The organism is Frankia sp. CcI49 (assembly GCF_001983215.1).
In the GTDB taxonomy this organism is placed as follows: Bacteria; Actinomycetota; Actinomycetes; order Frankiales; family Frankiaceae; genus Parafrankia; species Parafrankia irregularis.
Genome location: NZ_MOWP01000009.1, coordinates 185,680 through 204,676, shown reverse-complemented (window position 1 = coordinate 204,676; position 18,997 = coordinate 185,680). Strand labels below are relative to the sequence as shown.

Genomic DNA, 18,997 nt, shown 5'->3' with positions numbered 1-18,997 from the left:
CTGTGCCGGCGCAGGGACTTCCCCTACGCCGACACAGCGGCTTCCCCTACGCCGGCGCGGCGACTTCCGCGTCAGCGTCGACGTCGGCCGTCTCGGGAACGAACGGTGCGGCGGGGCGGCCGGGCAGCAGCAGGCAGAGCGGGACGGCGACGGCGGTGAAGGCGATCGACCACCAGAAGGCCTCGCCGAAGGCGTCGGCGACGGCCTCGGGGGTGTGAGCTCCCCCGGCCGTGTGCTGGAGGACCACGGCAAGGACCGCGGTACCCAGGGAGCCGCCGATCTGCTGGCCGACTCGGGTGATGACACTGGCGTGCGGGATCTCCGCATGGGCGAGGCCGATGAAGGCGGCACCGGCCAGGGGAATGGTGGCGGCGCCGAGGCCGAGGCCACGGACGAAGAGCGCGGCCAGCAGCGGCACGTCGCCCGTGCCGGCCGTGACGAACGCGAACGGCAGGGTGGCCACGCAGGCGAGGGTGAACCCGGTCAGCGCGACCCAGCGGGGCCCGTACCGGTCGGTGTACCTGCCCGCGAGGTTCCGGGAGAACAGGGTGCCGACTCCCTGCGGGATCAGCAGCAGCCCCGCCCCGAGGGCATCCTCACCGCGGGCCTGCTGCCAGAACAGCGGGAGCAGCAGCATGGAGCCGTAGAGGGCCCCGCCGAGGACGAAGCCGACGGCGGCGGATGACGCCAGCGGGCGGTGACGGAACAGGCGCAGGTCGACCAGCGCGGCCGTGGAGCGCGCCAGCGCCCAGCCCACGAACACCGCTGTGAGGGCGAGGCCGACGATCAGCGGCAGCAGGACCTCCACGCTGGCGAAACCCGCGTCTCCCTCGACCCGGGAGAGACCGAAGATGACGGCGGCGACGCCCGGCGAGACCAGCAGCAGGCCGACGACGTCGAGGCGGGCCCGGGCGGCGCCCCGCGGCCGGTCGTCGGGCAGGTTCCGGGCCGCGAGCCAGGCACCGACGACACAGAAGGGGATGTTGACCAGGAACATCCAGCGCCAGTCGCCGACATGCAGGATGACGCCGCCCAGGACCGGACCGAGGATGGGCCCGAGGGCGGCCGGCAGCGAGATCGTCGCCATGACCTTGCCTATGCTGCTTCCCCGCGCCGCCTGCATGATCAATGTGATCATGAGCGGCATCATGATCCCGCCACCGATGCCCTGGACGACGCGGAACACGATGAGGCTGTGCACATCCCACGCGGCCGCGCACAGGACCGAACCGAGCAGGAAGATTCCGAGGGCGGCGATCCACAGCCGCTTGCCGCCGAGTACGGACTGCGCCCACCCGGCGACCGGGATCGTGACGAACATGGCCAGCAGATAGCCGGTGCTCACCCACTGGATGGTGGAGAGCGAGGTGTCCAGCTCGCGAGTGAGATCATTGATGGCGACACTGACGATCGTCGTGTCGAAGATGACGGCGAGCGCACCCACGATGACGGTGATCGCCATGCGCCACACCGCCGGGTCGATACGGTCGGGGTCGACGTGGCCCTGCTGCGCAGCGGTTGCGGTCCCGTCGGAGGTACTCAATGAACGACCGCCTAAGATACATCGACGTTTCTTACCAGAGGCGATCGTAGGCGCCCTCGCTAAGATACGCAAGCGTGTCTAAGGCGGAACGGGTAGAACAGGGGCCGAAGGGAAGATGACGGAGCGTCGCCGCGGGGCCGCACTGGAGGCAGCACTGCTCGACGCGGCCTGGGCGGAGCTGACCGAGCACGGCTATGCCAGCTTCACGATGGATGCCGTCGTCCAGCGCGCCGGAACCAGCCGACCCGTCCTCTACCGCCGCTGGCCCGACCGGCACGAGCTCGTCCGCGCCACGATCATCCGCGCCCTCGAACGGGACGAGATCACCGTCCCCGACACCGGCAGCCTGCGCGACGACATCCTCACGCTCATGCGGCAGGTCAACGCCACCCGGATCCAGCTCATCACCCTGGTGAGCGTCCACCTGGCCGACTACTACCGGGAGACCGGCACCAGCCCCGCGGACCTGCGCCGCGTCCTGAAAGGGGACCGCAAGGACGGGTTCGACGCCCTGTTCGCCCGCGCCGCCCAGCGGGGCGAGATCGGCCCCAGCCCGCTGCCCGACCGGGTGAAATCGCTTCCGTTCGACCTCCTGCGCCACGAGGCCCTGATGACTCTCGCGCCGGTGCCCGAGGACGCCCTCACCGAGATCGTCGATACGATCTTCCTGCCGCTCGTCCGACAGGCCTCAAACTAAACTTAGGCTTACCAAACACAAGCAGAAGTCTTTTCTGTGGATTCGACACCCGAATCGGCAACGCTCGGTATTCATTGCGGGGACTCGACGTGCACGGCTTTTTCCGGCCCGGGAATGCCCGCACCCAACAGACGCGTCCCGGCCGGTGACCGGGGGCCCAACCTGCACGCACGTAGCAACCGTTTCCCAGCTGTTGGCCGGGCGGCCATATACCGACAAACGAGGTGTCAGGTCGACCCGACAATGTCATGGCGTCCCAGTTAATAATGATCCATGGAGGCACGCCGGTGACTTCTTCCATTTCCCGCCGTAACCTGATGCGCACCGGCGCGGTGGGCGGCCTCGGCCTGGTTGCCGCCGGCAGCATGGACGTCCTCGCCGGCACCGCCGCGCAGGCCACATCCCGCTCCGCGACCGGCTACGGCGCCGTCATCGCCGACCCGGCGGGCCTGCTCGCGCTACCCAAGGGCTTCTCCTACAAGATCATCGCCCAGACCGGTGTGACGACGCTCGAGTCGGGCGAGCCGACCCCGGGCGCCCCGGACGGCACCGCCTCCTTCCCCACCCGCAACGGCGGCTCGGTGCTGGTCAACAACCACGAGCTCAGCGGCGCGGCGGCCAACCCGGTGCCGCACATCGCGGACTACACCTACGACCCGGGCGCCCCCGGCGGGACCACCAACATCGTGGTCGACCGGAAGGGCAACCGGGTCCGCGAGTACGTCAGCCTGGCCGGTACCCTCACCAACTGCGCCGGCGGCTACACCCCGTGGGGCACCTGGCTGACCTGTGAGGAGACCGAGCAGAAGGCCAACGCCACCTACAAGTACGACCACGGGCACGTCTTCGAGGTCGACCCGGTGGACCAGGCCGCGAACAAGAACCCGGTGCCGCTGAAGTTCCTCGGCCGCTTCGCCCACGAGGCCGTCTCCGTCGACCCGAAGACCGCCGAGATCTTCCTCACCGAGGACGCCAGCAGCCCGCACGGCCTGTTCTACCGCTGGACGCCGCCGAAGAGGTTCCGCGCCGGCAAGGGCGCGCTGCGTGCGCTCGCGCTGAGCGCGGGCGGCGACACCGCCGGCTCCCTGCAGGCGCTGAGCGCCAGCAACGGGTCGCAGCACATCGTCGACCTCTCCGAGGCGACCACGGTCGGCACCAGGTACAAGGTCAGCTGGGTGGACGTCCCCGACCGCAGCGCGGCCACGGTCTCCATCCGCAAGCAGTTCACCACCGACCAGGTCACCAACAGCCGCAAGCTGGAGGGCACCTGGTGGGGTGACGGCGGCGTGTACTTCGTCTGCAGCTACGCCCGGGTGAGCGACGGCAGCCCCAAGGAGCACGACGGCCAGGTCTGGTTCTACAACCCGAACAACGAGACCATCACCCTCAAGGTGATCTTCGGTCTGAACCYGGACCCGACCCAGGACGTCGACTTCGACGGCCCGGACAACATCACTGTGTCGCCTTACGGCGGCCTCATCCTGGCCGAGGACGGCGAGGGCGTCAGCCACCTGATCGGTGTCACCAAGAAGGGCACGGCCTACGCGCTGGCGCGCAACGAGCTCAACGAGAGCGAGTTCACCGGCCCGAACTTCAGCGCCGACAAGAAGATCCTCTTCGCCAACATCCAGACCCCCGGCTACGTGCTCGCCATCACCGGCCCCTGGGACGGCTGCGACGACCGCGACTACCACGACCCCCGCGGCGACCACCGCTGATCATCCGATCGGCGCTCGCTGAGCACTGACAGCACTGCTGGCGACGGGCCGGCCTGAGCTCCCTCAGGCCGGCCCGTTTGCGTATGTCATGGTGCGAGGCCCGATGGTCACCTCCGCGAGACCTTTCCCTGGGTGTCCACGAACGTGAGCGAGCACCGTTTGCCACCCGGATCCACCGCGTTCCAGACGCAGATCCGCTCCGAGTACTGGTAGTAGCCGAAGACGAGAAAACTGCCCGGCTTGGAGTTCGCGGTGGCGTAGTTCGACGCTTCGAGCCTCTTGGTAGAGGAACTGGTGTTCGTCTCACCGTTCACGATGACGTCGGCGACACATGACCCCGCGCCGGCGGAGAGCTTTCCGTACAGCACGCCCTCGAAGTTCAGCCAGCCCGTGCAGCCGGAGACACTCACCTGCGAGCCTTCCTGGTACTTGTCGCCGCTGCCCGGGCCCGCCGGGGCGGCCTGGGCCGAGTTGCCGGGAGGAGCTGTCGTCCTCGCCACGGCAGGAGGCCTGGTGGTGGTGACCGGGTCCGTCGGCCGGCTGGCGGGCGAGGTCGTCGGAGCGACCGGAGCCGTCGAGCCGGCCGCCGAGATCACCGCGGTCGGCGTGGGGCTCCCGGTGGGCGTGACGGAGGTGGTGGGCGACGAAGGCACCGGGGTCACCTTCACCAGGTCGTCCCGTCCCTGGGAGCCCGTCATATCGCCCGAGTCCCCGTGCGTGCCGCCGAAGAGGTTTCCGGACATGACGGCCCCGACCGACACCGCCAGGACGGCCAGGATGACACCACAGACCGTGGCCAGCCGTGCGGTTCGGCGCCGCGACCTGCGCCTGCGCGCACGCTGCCGCTCGCGCCGGGACACCGGCCCGGGTGTGTCCAGGTCGGCCGCAGGTGCGAGCTCGGGTTCGGATTGGGGCTCGGCCTCGGGCTCGGGCGGGAGTTCGGGCTCGGGCTGGAGCTGGGGCTCGGGTTGGAGCTCGGGCTCGGCGACCGGCCTGGTCGCTGTCACCGGCGGAGCGCTTGGGACGGCGTCCGCGGGATGGCGCTGGGGCGGTATCAGCGAGTTGATCGCCGGTGCGCCGACGGGCGTGGGAGCGGTGTCGATCTCCGTGCTGGCCGCGCCTCTCGCGGAACCACTCCGAGCCGTGTCGAGCTGGTCGAGCAGGATGCGCCGGGTCCCGTCGGCGGACGTCCTGGTGAGATCGACGTGGCGACCCCCGGCGGGCAGGTCGGGCCAGTGGCAGTCCGCGATGCGTACCGGTATCAGGGTGCGGGCGAACCGAGCCCGGTCGGAATCCGAGGCGGCGTTCCATTCAGGCTGCCCGAGCACCGTTTCCAGATAGGCCGGCGAGAGCAGCGCCAACGTGTGGGCGGCGTACACGGTGCCCTCGAACATGCCGGTGCTCCAGTACGGGACCGGCGTCTCGTCCCAGGCCTGCAGCAGCACCCGGTGGCCCGCGGCGACCAGCTGTCCGGCTATCCATTCCGCCCAGGCACGATCGGCCCTGGCGTACGAGACGAAGAAATCCCAGCTCGGCCGCTCCGCCCCAGTCCGGTCGTCGGCACCCGCGTCGGTGACCGTGCCGGGCCTGGTACCCACGGAATCGAAGGGATCGAGGGGATGGAGGGCGAATCGCCGGACGGCGTCCTGCAGATGTAGCGACAACCCTGTCCGGGCGGCCCAACCTGGCCCGAACACCCTGGTCGCGGCCCTCGCGAGATCGAGGGCGAAGGCGGCGGCGTCCCGGTGGCGGTCGGCGGGTGACTTCGCCAGGGCACGCAACACGACGTCGGCCAACGGGGCCGCCACACCGGTCATCGGCGGCGGAGGCTGGGTCAGGTGCTGGAACATCACCGCCGGCACCGACTGCCGGTCGCGGCCGAACGGCGGCGCCCCGACCAGCAGCTGGTAGAGCACCACGCCGAGCGCGTACAGATCGACGCCCGGCCCGAGCCGGCCGCCCTGAATCTGCTCCGGTGCCATGTAAAGCGGAGTGCCCGACGCGCTCGCGGTCGCCGCGGAGCCCTCGAACATCTTCACCAGGCCGAAATCGCCGACGACGGGCGTGCCGTCGGCGCCGAAAAGAATGTTCTCGGGCTTGATGTCGCGGTGCAGCATCTTGTGGCTGTGCGCATGTTCCAGCGCCGCCGCGACAGCCAGCCCGACCCCGCACGCCTGTTCCGGGGTCATACCGAGCAGCCGATCAGCCAGCGTGCCGCCGGCCATCAGCTCCATCACCACCAGGCAGAGGCCCTCGGCCTCGACATAGTCGTGCACATGAAGCACGTGCGGGTGTTTCAGCTTCTCGAGTGCCTTCGCCTCCTCGGCGAACCCGCTCGCGGCGGGCGCCACCCCGTCACCGGCCATCACCTTGATCGCGACCCGACGATCCAGCCACCGGTGCTCACCAGCCAGCACCGCACCGAACGACCCCGAGCCCAGCTGCTCGCCCACCCGATAGGCGGGCAGTGCTCGTTCCACCCACCCGCGATCGAAGATCACCGTGAGTATCCGATGTCGTGCAGTGTTTCCCGCTGCCCCGCCATAGTTGGATCAGCCTATACAGCTGGCCACAAATCGCTACAGGTCGGTCACCTTTCTGACGACTGTTCGATCGATCAGCGGACCAGCTCCAAAACCGCTGCACAGCGCCGTCATCACAGCGCCGTCATCACAGCGCCGCTGTCACAGCGTCGCGCCGGACAGCGCGGCCGCGGTGTTCTCGGTGATCTCCTCGACGCTCACACCGGGCGCGGTCTCGACAAGCGCGAGCCCGTTCCCGGTCACGTCGAGCACGCCGAGGTTGGTGATGATCCGGTGGACGCAGGCCCGCCCGGTCAGCGGCAACGTGCAGGTCGGCACGATCTTCGACGCGCCGTCGCGGGTGGTGTGCTCCATCAGCACGATGACCCGGCGGGCGCCGTGGACGAGGTCCATCGCGCCGCCCATCCCCCTGACCATCTTCCCGGGAACCATCCAGTTCGCCAGGTCACCCCGGGCGGAGACCTGCATCGCACCGAGCACCGCGACGTCCACGTGCGAGCCGCGGATCATGCCGAACGACAGCGACGAGTCGAAGACCGACGCCCCGTCCAGCAGCGTCACGGTCTCCTTCCCCGCGTTGATCAGGTCCGGGTCGACGTCCTCGTCGTACGGGTACGGACCGACCCCCAGCAGCCCGTTCTCGGACTGCATCGTGACCCCGACCCCGGCCGGCAGGTGGTTGGGGATGAGGGTCGGCAGGCCGATCCCGAGATTGACGTACTCGCCGTCGCGCAGCTCCGCCGCGGCGCGGGCCGCCATCTGCTCCCTGCTCCAGCTCATCGCCTGCTCCCGCTCATCACGCCCAACGCGCCTGTCGCGCTCATCGCGCCCGGACCGTCCGGACCGTCCGCTTCTCGATTCCCTTGTCGGCGGCCTCGGCGGGTGTCAGCGGGCGGGCGCCGGCGGTTCCGCGGAACCGCCGGCTCGGATGGCGTACTGCCGGTCAGACGGCGTACGGCCAGTCAGGCGGCGTACGGCCAGTCAGGCGGCGTACGGCCGGGCGGTCAGTCGCCCGCGGGCGTCTGCAACGGGATGAGCGCGGTGCCCACCGTCACCAGCTCGTCGAGCATCCTCTTGGCGGACGCGTCGATCAGCTCGTCGCTGCGGAAGGCGCCGGACTCGTCCAGGCGCTGGCCGAGGAACGGCACCGAGACGGCGTCGGTCACCGGCACCATGCGCAGCGCGGCGAGGACCGGCTTGAGCTGCGTGACCGCGCGCAGGCCCGCCGAAACCCCACCGTAGGAGACCAGGCCGACGGCCTTGTAGCGCCATTCGCGGCTGAGGTAGTCCAGCGCGTTCTTCAGCGAGCCGGGGAAGCTGTGGTTGTACTCCGGGGTCACGATCACGAACGCCTGTGCGCGGGAGATCGTGGCGCTCCACCGCTTCGTGTGCTCGTGTACGTAGTTCCCGGTCATCGGGTGGTTCGGCTCGTTGAAGATCGGCAGATCGACGTCGACAAGGTCGACGACCTCGACGTCGAAGCCACCCTGCGCCCGTGCGGCGTCGGCGATCCACGCCCCCACCGCCGCACCGGCTCGGGTCGGGCGGGTGCTCGCGATGATGATCTGCAGGAGGGGCTTGGACATGGGGGTCTCCGCTCTGGACGAGGCTGTTCTGTTGAAGGCTCAACCGAACCGGGAAGGCCGCCCATTCCCGCCGACAGCCCTCACCTCGCGAGGCGAACCCCACACTCACGCGGAACTTTACAGGATGTCAAGTGAACTTTCGCACAGAAAGATCGGACGGCGCTACCGATCTTGACTGGGCCGCCGAGGATCCCGCGTCGCCCCACAGCGCCAGCAATTCACACCAACAGGTACAACCGGGGCAGTTTGGCAATCCGCAAGAAGTGCGAATTTCGGTTGCCCTCGCAGCCGAAATCCTCGCTTTTTGGCCGGAAGCAGCGGCGACCGCTGACGATGTGGACGCGGACAGCCCGGCCAGAACCCGGCCATCCAAGGCCCGCAGTGGCACACCGACGGCGACCGGCACCGAGCTCGGTGCTGCCGGCTGAGCACTCCCCTGGCCGGCAGCAAGCGCTGGCCGAACGTGGGGCGCCTGCGCGGAACCGCCCGGCTGTCAGCCGGTGGTCGGCGTGAGCGGCCAGCCCGGCAGGTTGCGGATGACCGTCCACGCCAGCGCGGCACCCGCGATGCCGTGCGCAAGCGGGCGCGGGAGGGGCGCGCGCACGCCGCGCTCGTAGGCACGGGCTTGCCGGACCACGAGCGCGACCAGCAGCGGTGCGCACACCAGCAGGAACAGGTTGTCGTGCGCGGCGGCCGCCGGCATGCCGTGGAGCAGATCGTGGGCGAGCCGGAGGCCACCGCAGGCCGGGCAGTCCAGGCCGGTCAGCGCCTTCGTCGGACACGTCGGCATCGCGGCGGCCGGGTCGTGCGGGTCGACGGCTGCCAGGTAGCCCGCGCCCGCCACCAGGCACCCGGCCGCGCCGGCGAGAAGGAGACGCCGCCGGCGGCGCCCCGCGTGCTCGTCGGTGGCGCCCGCGTCAGTCACGCAGCGGGCGGCCGTACTGGTCCCGGACATCGCTGGTGAGGATGATGATGCCGTCGATCAGGGCCCAGATTCCGAGCCCGCCGCAGGTGAGCAGCTGGGCGATCGCGATGCCGTTGCTTCCCATGTACCACCGCCCCGCACCGACCCCACCGAGGAAGATCTGGAGCAGCCCGGCGACGAGCTTCTGCTTGTCCGAGAGGGGCTCGCCAGTCACCGGATGGCGTCCGTAGGGGGCTGTGGGGTCGACCCACCCGGCTCCGTAGCCCGGTGGGGGACCGTAGCCCGGCGGAGGTCCGTAACCCGGCGGCGGACCGTAACCCGGCGGCGGCCCGTACCCAGGCGGGGGCCCGTACCCAGGCGGCGGGCCGGGTGGAAATCCGCCGGGTGGCGGGCCGTAGCCCGGCTCCTGTGGCCCCGTCTCACCGAAACCGTGTCCCTGCTGGCCCGGGTCCGGATACGGCGGCTGTCCTGGCGTGGTCATGGCACATCTCCGTCCGAACTGCCGGCCCGCGTGGGAGTTCCGGCCGCCGCATGTCGAAATGGGGGCTTCGGACAGTATCGTCCGCAGGGCTCCCGAACGACCACGGCCCACGGCCGACGGCCCACGGCCCACGCAGACCGCGCGGACAGGTCTGCCGGCGCCCGGCCCAGTGGCAGCCGGGCCCGGAGCGGTTCCGCCGAACCGGACGGGACGCGGTCGGGCGGGCTCGGCTCACCCATCACCACCCACGACGGCGGACGACTCAAGCTCGGCGAATTCCTCTTCGTGTTCCGCCAGGACCACCCGGCCGCCGCATAGCCGCTTGCGCTCCGAAAGTCACGAGTTGACCGGACGGCCGGTTGAGACGTGAATTGTTCAGAGCGCCGACGGCGCCTGGAAGGAGCCAACTGATGGCCGACGAGCCCGCCCGGCAGTTCTTCTTCGATGTCAACCAGCTTCCGGGGCACACGAACGCCGAGCTCTTCGGTGATTCCGAAGAGGCACAGGAGTACCTCGACCTCTTCGGACGCGACCTTGTCACCAGGACGATCCTGCAGTCCCCGGAGCTGTCTGTTTTCCATGAGACAGCCGCGCCCGGCGAGAAGGTCAAGCCGCACCGGCACGGCACGCACCAGCTGAACTACGTCCTGCGCGGCGAGCTGATATTCGGCCGGCGGAAGGTCGGCGCGGGAATGGGATTCTTCACGCCCGATCTTCTTTACGCCTGGCGGGCCGGCGACGAGGGCGCCGAGTGGATCGAGATCCACTCCGGGCAGCCCGGCATCTTCACCGACCAGCGGAAATCCTGACACAGAGTCCGGAGGATTCACCAATCATGACTGCTTCGTTTGAGGGCAAGGCGGCGCTCATCACCGGCGCAGGGTCCGGCATGGGCCGTGCGATCGCGTTACGGCTCGCTGGGCAGGGAGCGTCGGTGCTCGGCATCGACATCGACGAGGGCCGGCTCGCCGAGACGAAGACGCAGGCGTTGGCGCTGACGACCGGGCGGTTGTCGGTACGCCAGGCCGACATCAGCGATCCGGCCGCCTGCGCCGAGGCGGTCGCCGCGGCCGTCGCCGAGTTCGGGCGGCTCGACGTGCTCGGCAACGTCGCGGGGATCTATCTGGCCGAGCACACGACGAAGATGCCGGTCGAGCAGTACCGGCGGGTCATGGGCGTGAACCTCGACGGCTGCTTCTTCCTCGCCCAGGCGGCGATCCCCCACCTGCTGGAAACCGACGGCACCATCATCAACATCGCGTCGAACTCCGGCCTGCAGGGCGTTCCCTACTCGGCGGCCTACAGCATGAGCAAGGGCGGGCTGATCGCGCTCACCCGGTCGCTGGCCGTCGAGTACCTCAAGACGAGGCTGCGGGTCAACGCGATCGCGCCTGCGGGCACCAGGACCAACATCGCCACCTCGGGCACGTTCCCGAGCGACGTGGATCCCGACCTCGCCCGGCGGATGGGTGGCCTGCGCGGGCTGGCCGAGCCCGAGGAGATCGCCGCCCTGTTCGCGTTCCTCGCCTCCGACGAGGCACGTTCGATCACCGGCGCCGTCTACACGGTCGACAACGGCCTCACCGTGAGCTGACGGCCTCACCGTCAGCTGACGGCCTCACCGTCAGCTGACGGCCTCACCGTCAGCTGACGGCCTCACCGTCAGCTGACGGCCTCGCCGTGAGCTGACAGTGGACGTGATATCCACGGCGCATGACTGCGACGGCACAGTCGACCGATAACACCACCACCGTCCCGGAGCTGGACCACGAGGCGCTCACGCGCCTCGTGGACTACTGGAAGGCCGCGAACTATCTGACGGCCGCCCAGATCTACCTGCTCGCGAACCCCCTGCTGCGCCAGCCCCTGCGGCGTGAGGACATCAAGCCGCGGCTGCTGGGCCACTGGGGCACCTCACCCGCGCTGAACCTCATCTACGCGCATCTGAACCGCCTGGTGCGGCTGACCGGCCAGGACGTCCTCTACGTCACCGGCCCGGGGCACGGCGGCCCGGCGCTGGTCGCCAACACCTACCTGGAGGGCACCTACTCCGAGATCTACCCTGCGGTCTCGCGGGACGTCGCCGGGCTGACCAGGCTCGTGCGGCAGTTCTCGACACCTGGCGGCATCCCGAGTCATGTCAGTGTCCCGACCCCGGGGTCGATCCATGAGGGGGGCGAGCTCGGCTACGCCCTGGTCCACGCCTTCGGCGCGGCGTTCGACAACCCGGATCTGCTGGTCGCGGCCGTGGTGGGCGACGGCGAGGCCGAAACCGGCCCGCTGGAGGGCAGCTGGAAGGGCATCAGCTTCCTGAACCCCCGCCGCGACGGCGCCGTCCTGCCGATCCTGAACCTCAACCAGTACAAGATCGCCAATCCGACCGTGCTGGCCCGGCACAGCCGCGAGCAGGTGACGAGCCTGTTCACCGGGCACGGCTATGACGTCCACTGGGTCGAGGGGTCGGACGTCGAGCAGGTCCACCGCGACTTCGCGGCGGCGCTGCGCACCGCCTACGGGCGGATCCGCGAGTTCCAGGTCGCGGCGCGGCGGCCGGGGGCGACGGTGACCGACGCGCCCCGCTGGCCGATGATCATCCTGCGTACGCCCAAGGGCTGGACGGGTCCGCGCGAGGTCGACGGCGTCCAGGTCGAGGGGACCTTCCGGGCCCACCAGGTGCCCCTCGCCGGGGTCCGGGACAACCCGGCACACCTGGCGCAGCTCGAGGCCTGGCTGCGTTCCTACGAGCCGGAGCGCCTATTCGACGCCGGCGGGCGGCTCATCGCGGACCTGGCCGCGCTGGCGCCGGACGGCGACAGGCGCATGGGCGCGGCGAGCTACGCCAACGGCGGCCGGCGGACCGAGCCGCTGCGCCTGCGCGAGTGGCGTTCCTATGCCCTGCAGATCGACCCGGCGCGCCGCGGCACGCTCCTGCACGAGACCACCAGGCCGCTGGGTGAGCTGCTGCGCGACGTCTATCAGGACAATCCGACCACGTTCCGGGTCTTCAGCCCGGACGAGCTCAGCAGCAACCGTCTCGGCGCGATCCTCGACGTCTCCGACCGCTGCCTGGTCGCCCCGATCGAGCCGACCGACGACCGGGTCTCCCCCGACGGCCGGGTGATGGAGGTGCTCTCCGAACATCTGTGCGAAGGCTGGCTGGAGGGCTACACCCTCACCGGGCGCCACGGCCTGTTCGCCACCTACGAGGCGTTCGCGATGGTCTCGGCCTCCATGGTCGTCCAGCACACGAAATGGCTGCAGGAGGCGTCGAAGCTCGACTGGCGCGTGCCCGTGCCGAGCCTGAACGTGCTGCTGACCAGCACCTGCTGGCGCAACGACCACAACGGCTTCTCACACCAGGGCCCGGGGCTCATCGACACGGTCGTGCCGCTGTCCCCGGGTGTCGCGCGGATCTGGCTGCCGGTGGACTCCAACACGCTGCTCTCCGTCGCGGACCACTGCCTGCGCAGCCGCAACCACGTCAACCTGATGGTCGCCGACAAGCAGCCGCACCTGCAGTACCTGACCGCGGACGAGGCCGCCGAGCACTGTGCCCGCGGCGCCTCGGTCTGGGAGTGGGCCGGTACCGAGGCCCGGCACGGGCGGGACCCGGACATCGTGCTCGTGGGCATCGGCGACGTCCCCACCATGGAGATCCTCGCTGCGGCCGACCTGCTCCACCAGTTCGTCCCCAGCCTGTCGGTACGGGTGGTGAACGTGGTCGACCTGATGGCCCTGCTGCGGCCCGACCTGCACCCGCACGGGTTCTCGAATCCGATGTTCCGTGCCCTGTTCACCGATGAGACGGATGTCGTGGTCGGGTTCCACGGGTACAGCCGGGCCGTCCACCAGCTGCTGCACGGCCGGCGCAACCCGAGCCGTTTCCACGTGCGCGGTTTCATGGAGGAAGGCACCACCACGACGCCGTTCGACATGGTCGTGCGCAACGGCGTCAGCCGGTTCCACCTGGCCCGCCTCGCCGTGGAGTTCGCCCGCAGCACGCACCCGGGCACCGACCGGCTCGTCGACCACTGCGAGCTGTCGCTCGAACGGCACCACGCCTACGTCACCGAGCACTTCGAGGACCTGCCCGAGGTCCGCGACTGGACGTGGCCCGGGCGCGGCTGAACCCGCCGTCAGGCTTTCCAGCCGTCAGGCGTCCCCGCCGGAGACTCGGACCGCGTCGAGGGTCAGCCTGAGCAGCCGAACGGCCTGGTCGTCGTCGGCGTCGTCGCCGCGGGAGGTTGCCAGCGCGACGCCGACGACGAGCTGGACGAGGTCGTCCGGGCGCAGGTCGACCGAGTCGCCGACTGGTTGACGCGATCGTCGCCCATGGCGATGCCGAGGTGATCCGTGGCCGAGTCCGCGAGCATCTGGAGGCGGGGGCCGACCACGTGGCCATCCAGGTCCTCACCGCCGACCCGACGGCGCTGCCGGACCGCGAATGGCGCGAACTCGCCCCGGCGCTGCTCGACGTCGCCGGCACCCGGCCACCGGCTACCAGCCACCAGCCGCCGGGCACCGGCGCTGAGCCCCGGTGCCCGGTTACTGGGCGCCCCCCCGTTCGCGTGACGAGGTTACCCACGTAAGAGGTTGATCCCGGCCGGATTCGGTGGTGGCGGTCGTCCTGTGTGTCCCGTCCTGTCCTGCCGCCGGGCGGACCTGGGACAATCGCTGTGACACCAGGCGATCGACGCACGGCGCACGAAGGGACGACGACACTGCCACCGTCGGAGGGAGATCCCGGGACACCGGGCGCGGAACCAACGGAGATCTCGAACGACGAGGACCTTCGGGCCGCGGTGGTGCGTCTGCTGGGGACGTCCGACGATCGTGCGGTCGAGCGGCGCGTCGGGGTGTCGAAGACGACGGTGAACGACCTGCGCAACGGGCGTCGTCGGCTGACGCTCAAAACCCTCACGCTGATCGTGGCGGCCTACGACCCCGAGCACGGTGAAGCCTGGCTGGACGTCTGGCATCGGCTGCATCCGAGGGTCGCCAGGAAGGCACCCACAGCTCCGCCCCCGACTCCGCCGGCAGCGCTGTCGGCGGCGCCGTCGCCCGCGGCTGCCGCCGAGCCACCGGCACTCGCCGAAGCCCCTGCGCCTACCGAGCCCGCGGCGACTGCCGATTCCGCGGCGCCCGCCGAAACCACGGCGCCCGCCGAAACCACGGCGCCTGACGAAGCCCTGGCACCGGCGGTGCCGGCCGCGCCCGCGGCGCCGATGCCACCGGTGCCGCCAGCGCCGCCGGTGGCGGGCGGGCTCTCGCGCCGAGCCGCCCAGGCATTGACCGGCTCGGCGCTGATCGCCGCCGTGGTGGCCGTCACTGCGATGATCTTCATTCTGGCCGACGGCGACACCCCCGCCGCGCCGGCACTGTCGGCCCAGTCGGCGCTGTCGGCCCAGTCCGCTGGGCCGGTCGCGCCGAACGGGGCTCGGCTCGGTGCTGCTCAGCCCGGCGTCGCTGTGCCCGGTGTTGCCCTGCCCGGTGCGGCCGCGCCGGTGGGCGGGCCGGGCCCGCCGGCGAACGCGGGCCCCGCGCCGGCCGGCGGGCCGTCGGCCGGCAGCGGCTGCTACCGGCTGGAACTGCCGACGGAAGCGGCAGTGGTCGACGGCCCGGGCAGTGCGGCCACCGGGCTGCGGGTCACGGCCGGGGCCTACCAGTACTTCGCGTCGTGGAGCCCCTCCGCCGCGGTGGGCGGAAAGATCAGTGCCCGGCCCGCGGCCGGGCAGCTGCTGATGGGGGCCTCCTGGGCGGACCCGGCGACAACGGACTCCACCGCGGCCCACAACCCCGGAAACGGCCTGTTCTACCCGGGCCAGGTGCTGGAGCTGACCACCGAGAACTGCTTCACGGTCCAGCCCTACAACCTCGGCTACGGCGGCTACACCGGGATCACGACACGCATCTACGTCCTGCTGGTGGACGCCGCCGCGGTTCCGGCGCTGCCCCGGGACGCGCATGACCGCGGCGGGCTGACCGAGCAGGACCTCGCGGCGCATGGCGCCGAGATCCTCGGCTATCTCACCATTCCGTCCCCATCCTAGTTTCTCCGCGAGACTTTTAGGTTAGGCCAACCTCACGTGCCGGTGTCATTCTGCGACACTCTCCTCCCGTCTTGACGAGACCTCGGGCCGACTCTAGGAAGTGCCCGAGAGGATTTCCTCTCGAGGTATTTCCGCAAGGAGAGGCAGCCAATCATGGACCTTCCCATCATCACGAAGTGTGCCGTCGACGCGTGCGCGTACAACGGCAAGCAGGCCTGCCACGCCCCCGCGATCACCGTCGGGGACTCAGGTGCTCTGGTGGCACACTGCGACACCTTCTTCGTCGCCCCCTCGAAAGGCGGCAACCCGTCCGACAAAGGCCGCGTAGGCGCCTGTAAGGTCACCGACTGTCGACACAACAAGAACTTCGTCTGTCAGGCCGACGGAATCAGCGTCGGTTTCAACCTGAACGGCGTGGACTGCCTCACCTACCAGAAGTGACACCCAGCGAGCGCGTAGCAGTCGCCTGACGATCCGCAGGAAGTGAGGATTTTGGTTGTCCTCGCAGCCGAAATCCTCACTTCCTGCTCGGAAGCAGCGGCGGCAGTGGCGGGCCGAAGCTCGGGATTCCGCGACGGGCTCCAGACCACCGTGAACATCCCGACCCGAGCCGCCGGCCGGCCGGAGCCGGAGCACCCGCCGGCCGACAGCCGGACCGGGCCGACAGCCAGACCGGGCCGGCAGCCAGACCGGGTCGGCAGCCGGAGCGGGTTGGCACGTCCCGTGTGTCGCTACCGGGCCGCCGGGACTCGCCAGGCCACCATCAGGCCCGTGGCACGAGGCCTGTACCGGCGCCTGACCGTGATGGTTCTTTTGGCCTCGTTCATACTCGTGGCCCTTTCTCCGGCAGTGCCGGCGGCGCCCGGGCCGTTGCCGGCCGAATATCTCACCGGACCCGGCCCGGTCGCGGCGGCGACCGAGGAGCTCTCCGGCGACGGCAATGTCGACGTGGCCGTCGTGAACACCGGGAACAACACCCTTTCGGTGCTGTTCGGCAACGGCGACGGAACGCTCGGACCGCCACAGATCTATCTCACCGGCTCCGGGCCGGCCGGGGTGCGGTCGAACTACCTCGACGGGGACGATTACCGGGATCTCGCCGTCACGAACCGATACGACGACACGGTGCTGGTGTACCTGAACAACGGTGACGGCACCTTTCGCCTTCCGATTCCCTATTTCGCCGGAAGTGGGCCGGGTGGCCTGCGGGCCGAGGATGTCAGCGGCGACGGAATCGTCGATCTTTCGATCGCGAACAGCTTCGACGGCACGGTGTCGGTGCTGCTGGGCAACGGTGACGGAACCTTCCAGCCCGCCGTCCCGTACCTCAGTGGCCCGAGCCCCGCGTCGCTGGGAGTGGGCGATTTCAACGGGGACGGCGTCGGCGACGTCGCGGTCTCGAACGCCGGCAACGCAACCGTGTCGGTGTTTCTGAGCAACCGCGGCATCCTGCTCGGCCCGCAGGTCTATGTCACCGGGCCCGGTCCGGCCTCGGTGACGGTGGGGCTGATGAACGGCGACGACATCAACGACGTGGCCGTCGCGAACTCCGGGGACGCCACCGTGTCGGTGCTGCTGGGCAACGGTGACGGGACCTTCCCCCCGCCGGTGGCGTACTTCTCCGGTCCGGGCGCGACCGGGGTGGAGATCAGCGACCTCACCGCCGACGACGCGGACGACCTGGTCGTCGCGAACCAGGGAGACGAGACCGTGTCGGTGCTGCTGAACAACGGACACGGGGTGTTCGGGCCGCCGAAGGTCTACCCCGTCGGCCCCGGTCCGTCCGCGGTGAAGACCGCCGACCTGCTCGGCGACAGCGACGACCGGGCCGATGTGGTCGTCACGAACAGCCGCGGCAGCACCGTGTCGGTCCTGCTGAACCGGGGCGGCACCTGCTCCGGGCCGGCTTGAGCGCGACTATAGAGATTTAGAAGGACGACCGGTCATCATTCGGACCAGTTCACGCTGGGAAAGGAATGACATGACCGAGGTGGCAAGCGGCGACCGGGTTCAGGTAGTCATCCCGGAGCAGGATGCCCGCACTCCCCACAACAGGCTCAGCCAGTTGTTCGACGCGGGTTCCTTCGTCCCGTTTCCCGGCGGGGCCGCCAGCGGTGTGCTGGCTGGTCGCGGCCGGATCGACGGCGAGGCCGCCGTCGCCTTCTGCACTGACGGAACCCGGATGGGCGGGGCGATCGGAGCCGACGGGGCCGCCCGGATCGTCACCGCCGTCGAGGAGGCGGTGCGCCTGCGCCGCCCCGTCGTCGGCCTGTGGCACTCCGGTGGGGCGAGCCTCACCGAAGGGGTGCAGGCCCTCGACGGCATCGGCCGCATCTTCGCCGCCATGATCCACGCTTCCGGCCGGATCCCGCAGATCTCGGTGGTGCTGGGGCCGGCCGCGGGTGGTGCGGCGTACGGGCCGGCGCTGACCGACGTCGTCGTCATGGCGCCCGCCGGCCGAGTTTTCGTGACCGGTCCCGATGTGGTCCGCAGCGTCACCGGCGAGCAGATCGACATGGAGGGGCTCGGCGGCGCCGATGCGCACGGACGCCGGTCCGGTGTCGTACATGTGCAGGCGTCCTCCGAGAGCGACGCCTACCAGCGGGCACGGCGGATCACCAACCTGCTGGCCGGGTCCGGCCCGTTCGTCATCGACCCCGGGCGCACGGCGGAGCTCGACGCCGACGAGCGCCGGCGGCCCGACCCGGGCACGCTGCTCCCGCAGCGGCCCCGCCGGGCCTACGACGTCCGGCCGCTGATCCTGCGGATCCTCGACGATGATCCGTACCCGTTCGAGGAACTGCAGCCGCGCTGGGCACCGAACGCGGTGATCGGCCTCGGTCGCCTCTACGGCCGGCCGGTGGGAGTCATCGCGAACAATCCGATCCGCAAAGGCGGCTGCCTGGACTCGCTCAGCGCCGAGAAGATCTCGCGGTTCGTCCGGATGTGCGACTCGTTCGGGATCCCGCTCGTGGTGCTGGTCGACGTACCCGGCTATCTGCCCGGTGTGCGCCAGGAATGGGACGGGGTGGTCCGGCGCGGCGCCAAACTGCTGTACGCGTTCGCGGAGGCCACGGTGCCCCGGGTCACCCTGGTCACCCGCAAGTCGTTCGGCGGGGCGTACATCGCGATGAACTCCCGCTCGCTGGGGGCTACCGCCGTTCTCGCCTGGCCGCAGGCCGAGGTCGCCGTGATGGGCGCCGAGGCCGCGGTCGGCATCCTGCACCGGCGCGCCCTGGCCGCGGCGTCCGAACAGGAGCGGCCGGCCTTGCTCGCCCAACTCGTCGAGGAGCACACCCGCACGGCCGGCGGGGTGGACCGCGGGCTCTCCCTCGGGGTCATCGACGCCGTCATCGAACCGGCCGAAACCCGCCGACGGGTCGCCGAGGCGCTGGCGGACGCACCGGCTCGGCGCGGCCACCACGGCAACATCCCGCTGTAGGCCGGTGCCGCT

General features: G+C 70.3%; 15 protein-coding genes and 2 pseudogenes. 10 read left to right on the top strand and 7 right to left on the bottom strand.

The window, feature by feature from the left end; all coding sequences use genetic code 11:
* Positions 1 to 46: 46 nt before the first annotated feature.
* Positions 47 to 1,543 (bottom strand): MDR family MFS transporter, encoded by a 1,497-nt coding sequence (locus CcI49_RS09725; protein ID WP_054570819.1) that lies wholly within the window; start codon positions 1,541 to 1,543, stop codon positions 47 to 49.
* Between the two features lie 115 nt (positions 1,544 to 1,658).
* On the opposite strand from CcI49_RS09725, the gene CcI49_RS09720 reads away from it, so the two are divergent.
* Both CcI49_RS09720 and CcI49_RS09715 read left to right on the top strand, forming a co-directional pair.
* Positions 1,659 to 2,240: a TetR/AcrR family transcriptional regulator gene (locus CcI49_RS09720; RefSeq protein WP_054570818.1), complete on the top strand. Its 582-nt coding sequence runs from the start codon at positions 1,659 to 1,661 to the stop codon at positions 2,238 to 2,240.
* Positions 2,241 to 2,527: 287 nt separating this feature from the next.
* On the top strand, positions 2,528 to 3,958 hold the full coding sequence (locus CcI49_RS09715; protein WP_198955484.1) for an alkaline phosphatase PhoX: 1,431 nt from the start codon (positions 2,528 to 2,530) through the stop codon (positions 3,956 to 3,958).
* A 107-nt stretch (positions 3,959 to 4,065) separates the two neighbouring features.
* On the opposite strand, the gene CcI49_RS42005 is transcribed toward CcI49_RS09715, so the two are convergent.
* From CcI49_RS42005 to CcI49_RS09690, 5 genes are all read right to left on the bottom strand, one after another.
* On the bottom strand, positions 4,066 to 6,459 hold the full coding sequence (locus CcI49_RS42005) for a protein kinase (RefSeq protein ID WP_076825788.1): 2,394 nt from the start codon (positions 6,457 to 6,459) through the stop codon (positions 4,066 to 4,068).
* Positions 6,460 to 6,642: 183 nt separating this feature from the next.
* A complete protein-coding gene (locus CcI49_RS09705) occupies positions 6,643 to 7,281 on the bottom strand; it encodes a CoA transferase subunit B (RefSeq protein WP_076825786.1) in 639 nt (212 codons plus the stop codon).
* Positions 7,282 to 7,505: 224 nt separating this feature from the next.
* Entirely contained in the window at positions 7,506 to 8,087 is a 582-nt protein-coding gene (locus CcI49_RS09700) for an NADPH-dependent FMN reductase (protein WP_076825784.1), read from the bottom strand.
* A 493-nt stretch (positions 8,088 to 8,580) separates the two neighbouring features.
* On the bottom strand, positions 8,581 to 9,012 hold the full coding sequence (locus CcI49_RS09695; RefSeq protein ID WP_054570813.1) for a DUF2752 domain-containing protein: 432 nt from the start codon (positions 9,010 to 9,012) through the stop codon (positions 8,581 to 8,583).
* Positions 9,005 to 9,493: a TM2 domain-containing protein gene (locus CcI49_RS09690; RefSeq protein WP_054570812.1), complete on the bottom strand. Its 489-nt coding sequence runs from the start codon at positions 9,491 to 9,493 to the stop codon at positions 9,005 to 9,007. Before CcI49_RS09690 ends, CcI49_RS09695 begins: the two co-directional genes overlap by 8 nt.
* Positions 9,494 to 9,903: 410 nt before the next feature.
* Between CcI49_RS09690 and CcI49_RS09685 the strand changes: the two genes are divergently transcribed.
* The 3 genes from CcI49_RS09685 to CcI49_RS09675 all read left to right on the top strand — a co-directional run bounded on the left by CcI49_RS09685 (position 9,904) and on the right by CcI49_RS09675 (position 13,621).
* Complete coding sequence (locus CcI49_RS09685) at positions 9,904 to 10,302, top strand: cupin domain-containing protein (protein WP_054570811.1); 399 nt, start codon at positions 9,904 to 9,906, stop codon at positions 10,300 to 10,302.
* Between the two features lie 26 nt (positions 10,303 to 10,328).
* Positions 10,329 to 11,087 (top strand): SDR family oxidoreductase, encoded by a 759-nt coding sequence (locus tag CcI49_RS09680; protein ID WP_076825782.1) that lies wholly within the window; start codon positions 10,329 to 10,331, stop codon positions 11,085 to 11,087.
* 119 nt (positions 11,088 to 11,206) lie between these two features.
* Positions 11,207 to 13,621, top strand: coding sequence for a phosphoketolase family protein (locus CcI49_RS09675; protein WP_054570809.1), 2,415 nt, complete (start codon positions 11,207 to 11,209; stop codon positions 13,619 to 13,621).
* A gap of 24 nt (positions 13,622 to 13,645) precedes the next feature.
* Here CcI49_RS09675 and CcI49_RS44395 read toward each other — a convergent pair.
* Positions 13,646 to 13,789, bottom strand: a pseudogene (locus tag CcI49_RS44395) (TetR/AcrR family transcriptional regulator); the annotation flags it as partial.
* Between the two features lie 14 nt (positions 13,790 to 13,803).
* On the opposite strand from CcI49_RS44395, the pseudogene CcI49_RS44390 reads away from it, so the two are divergent.
* From CcI49_RS44390 to CcI49_RS09645, 5 genes and pseudogenes are all read left to right on the top strand, one after another.
* A pseudogene (locus tag CcI49_RS44390) lies at positions 13,804 to 14,082 on the top strand (LLM class F420-dependent oxidoreductase); the annotation flags it as partial.
* A gap of 87 nt (positions 14,083 to 14,169) precedes the next feature.
* On the top strand, positions 14,170 to 15,543 hold the full coding sequence (locus CcI49_RS40425; RefSeq protein ID WP_131831048.1) for a helix-turn-helix transcriptional regulator: 1,374 nt from the start codon (positions 14,170 to 14,172) through the stop codon (positions 15,541 to 15,543).
* A 153-nt stretch (positions 15,544 to 15,696) separates the two neighbouring features.
* Positions 15,697 to 15,984, top strand: coding sequence for a DUF1540 domain-containing protein (locus CcI49_RS09655; RefSeq protein WP_054570807.1), 288 nt, complete (start codon positions 15,697 to 15,699; stop codon positions 15,982 to 15,984).
* Between the two features lie 390 nt (positions 15,985 to 16,374).
* Complete coding sequence (locus CcI49_RS09650) at positions 16,375 to 17,454, top strand: VCBS repeat-containing protein (RefSeq protein ID WP_158230736.1); 1,080 nt, start codon at positions 16,375 to 16,377, stop codon at positions 17,452 to 17,454.
* A 70-nt stretch (positions 17,455 to 17,524) separates the two neighbouring features.
* Positions 17,525 to 18,985, top strand: coding sequence for a carboxyl transferase domain-containing protein (locus CcI49_RS09645; RefSeq protein WP_076825778.1), 1,461 nt, complete (start codon positions 17,525 to 17,527; stop codon positions 18,983 to 18,985).
* Positions 18,986 to 18,997: the final 12 nt, after the last annotated feature.

Bases quoted from the DNA above. Each gene is read 5' to 3' on its own strand.
- CcI49_RS09720 (WP_054570818.1), top strand. From the start codon at position 1,659: ATGACGGAGCGTCGCCGCGGGGCCGCACTGGAGGCAGCACTGCTCGAC.
- CcI49_RS09705 (WP_076825786.1), bottom strand. From the start codon at position 7,281: ATGAGCTGGAGCAGGGAGCAGATGGCGGCCCGCGCCGCGGCGGAGCTG.
- CcI49_RS09700 (WP_076825784.1), bottom strand. From the start codon at position 8,087: ATGTCCAAGCCCCTCCTGCAGATCATCATCGCGAGCACCCGCCCGACC.
- CcI49_RS09690 (WP_054570812.1), bottom strand. From the start codon at position 9,493: ATGACCACGCCAGGACAGCCGCCGTATCCGGACCCGGGCCAGCAGGGA.
- CcI49_RS09685 (WP_054570811.1), top strand. From the start codon at position 9,904: ATGGCCGACGAGCCCGCCCGGCAGTTCTTCTTCGATGTCAACCAGCTT.
- CcI49_RS09680 (WP_076825782.1), top strand. From the start codon at position 10,329: ATGACTGCTTCGTTTGAGGGCAAGGCGGCGCTCATCACCGGCGCAGGG.
- CcI49_RS09675 (WP_054570809.1), top strand. From the start codon at position 11,207: ATGACTGCGACGGCACAGTCGACCGATAACACCACCACCGTCCCGGAG.
- CcI49_RS09655 (WP_054570807.1), top strand. From the start codon at position 15,697: ATGGACCTTCCCATCATCACGAAGTGTGCCGTCGACGCGTGCGCGTAC.
- CcI49_RS09645 (WP_076825778.1), top strand. From the start codon at position 17,525: ATGACCGAGGTGGCAAGCGGCGACCGGGTTCAGGTAGTCATCCCGGAG.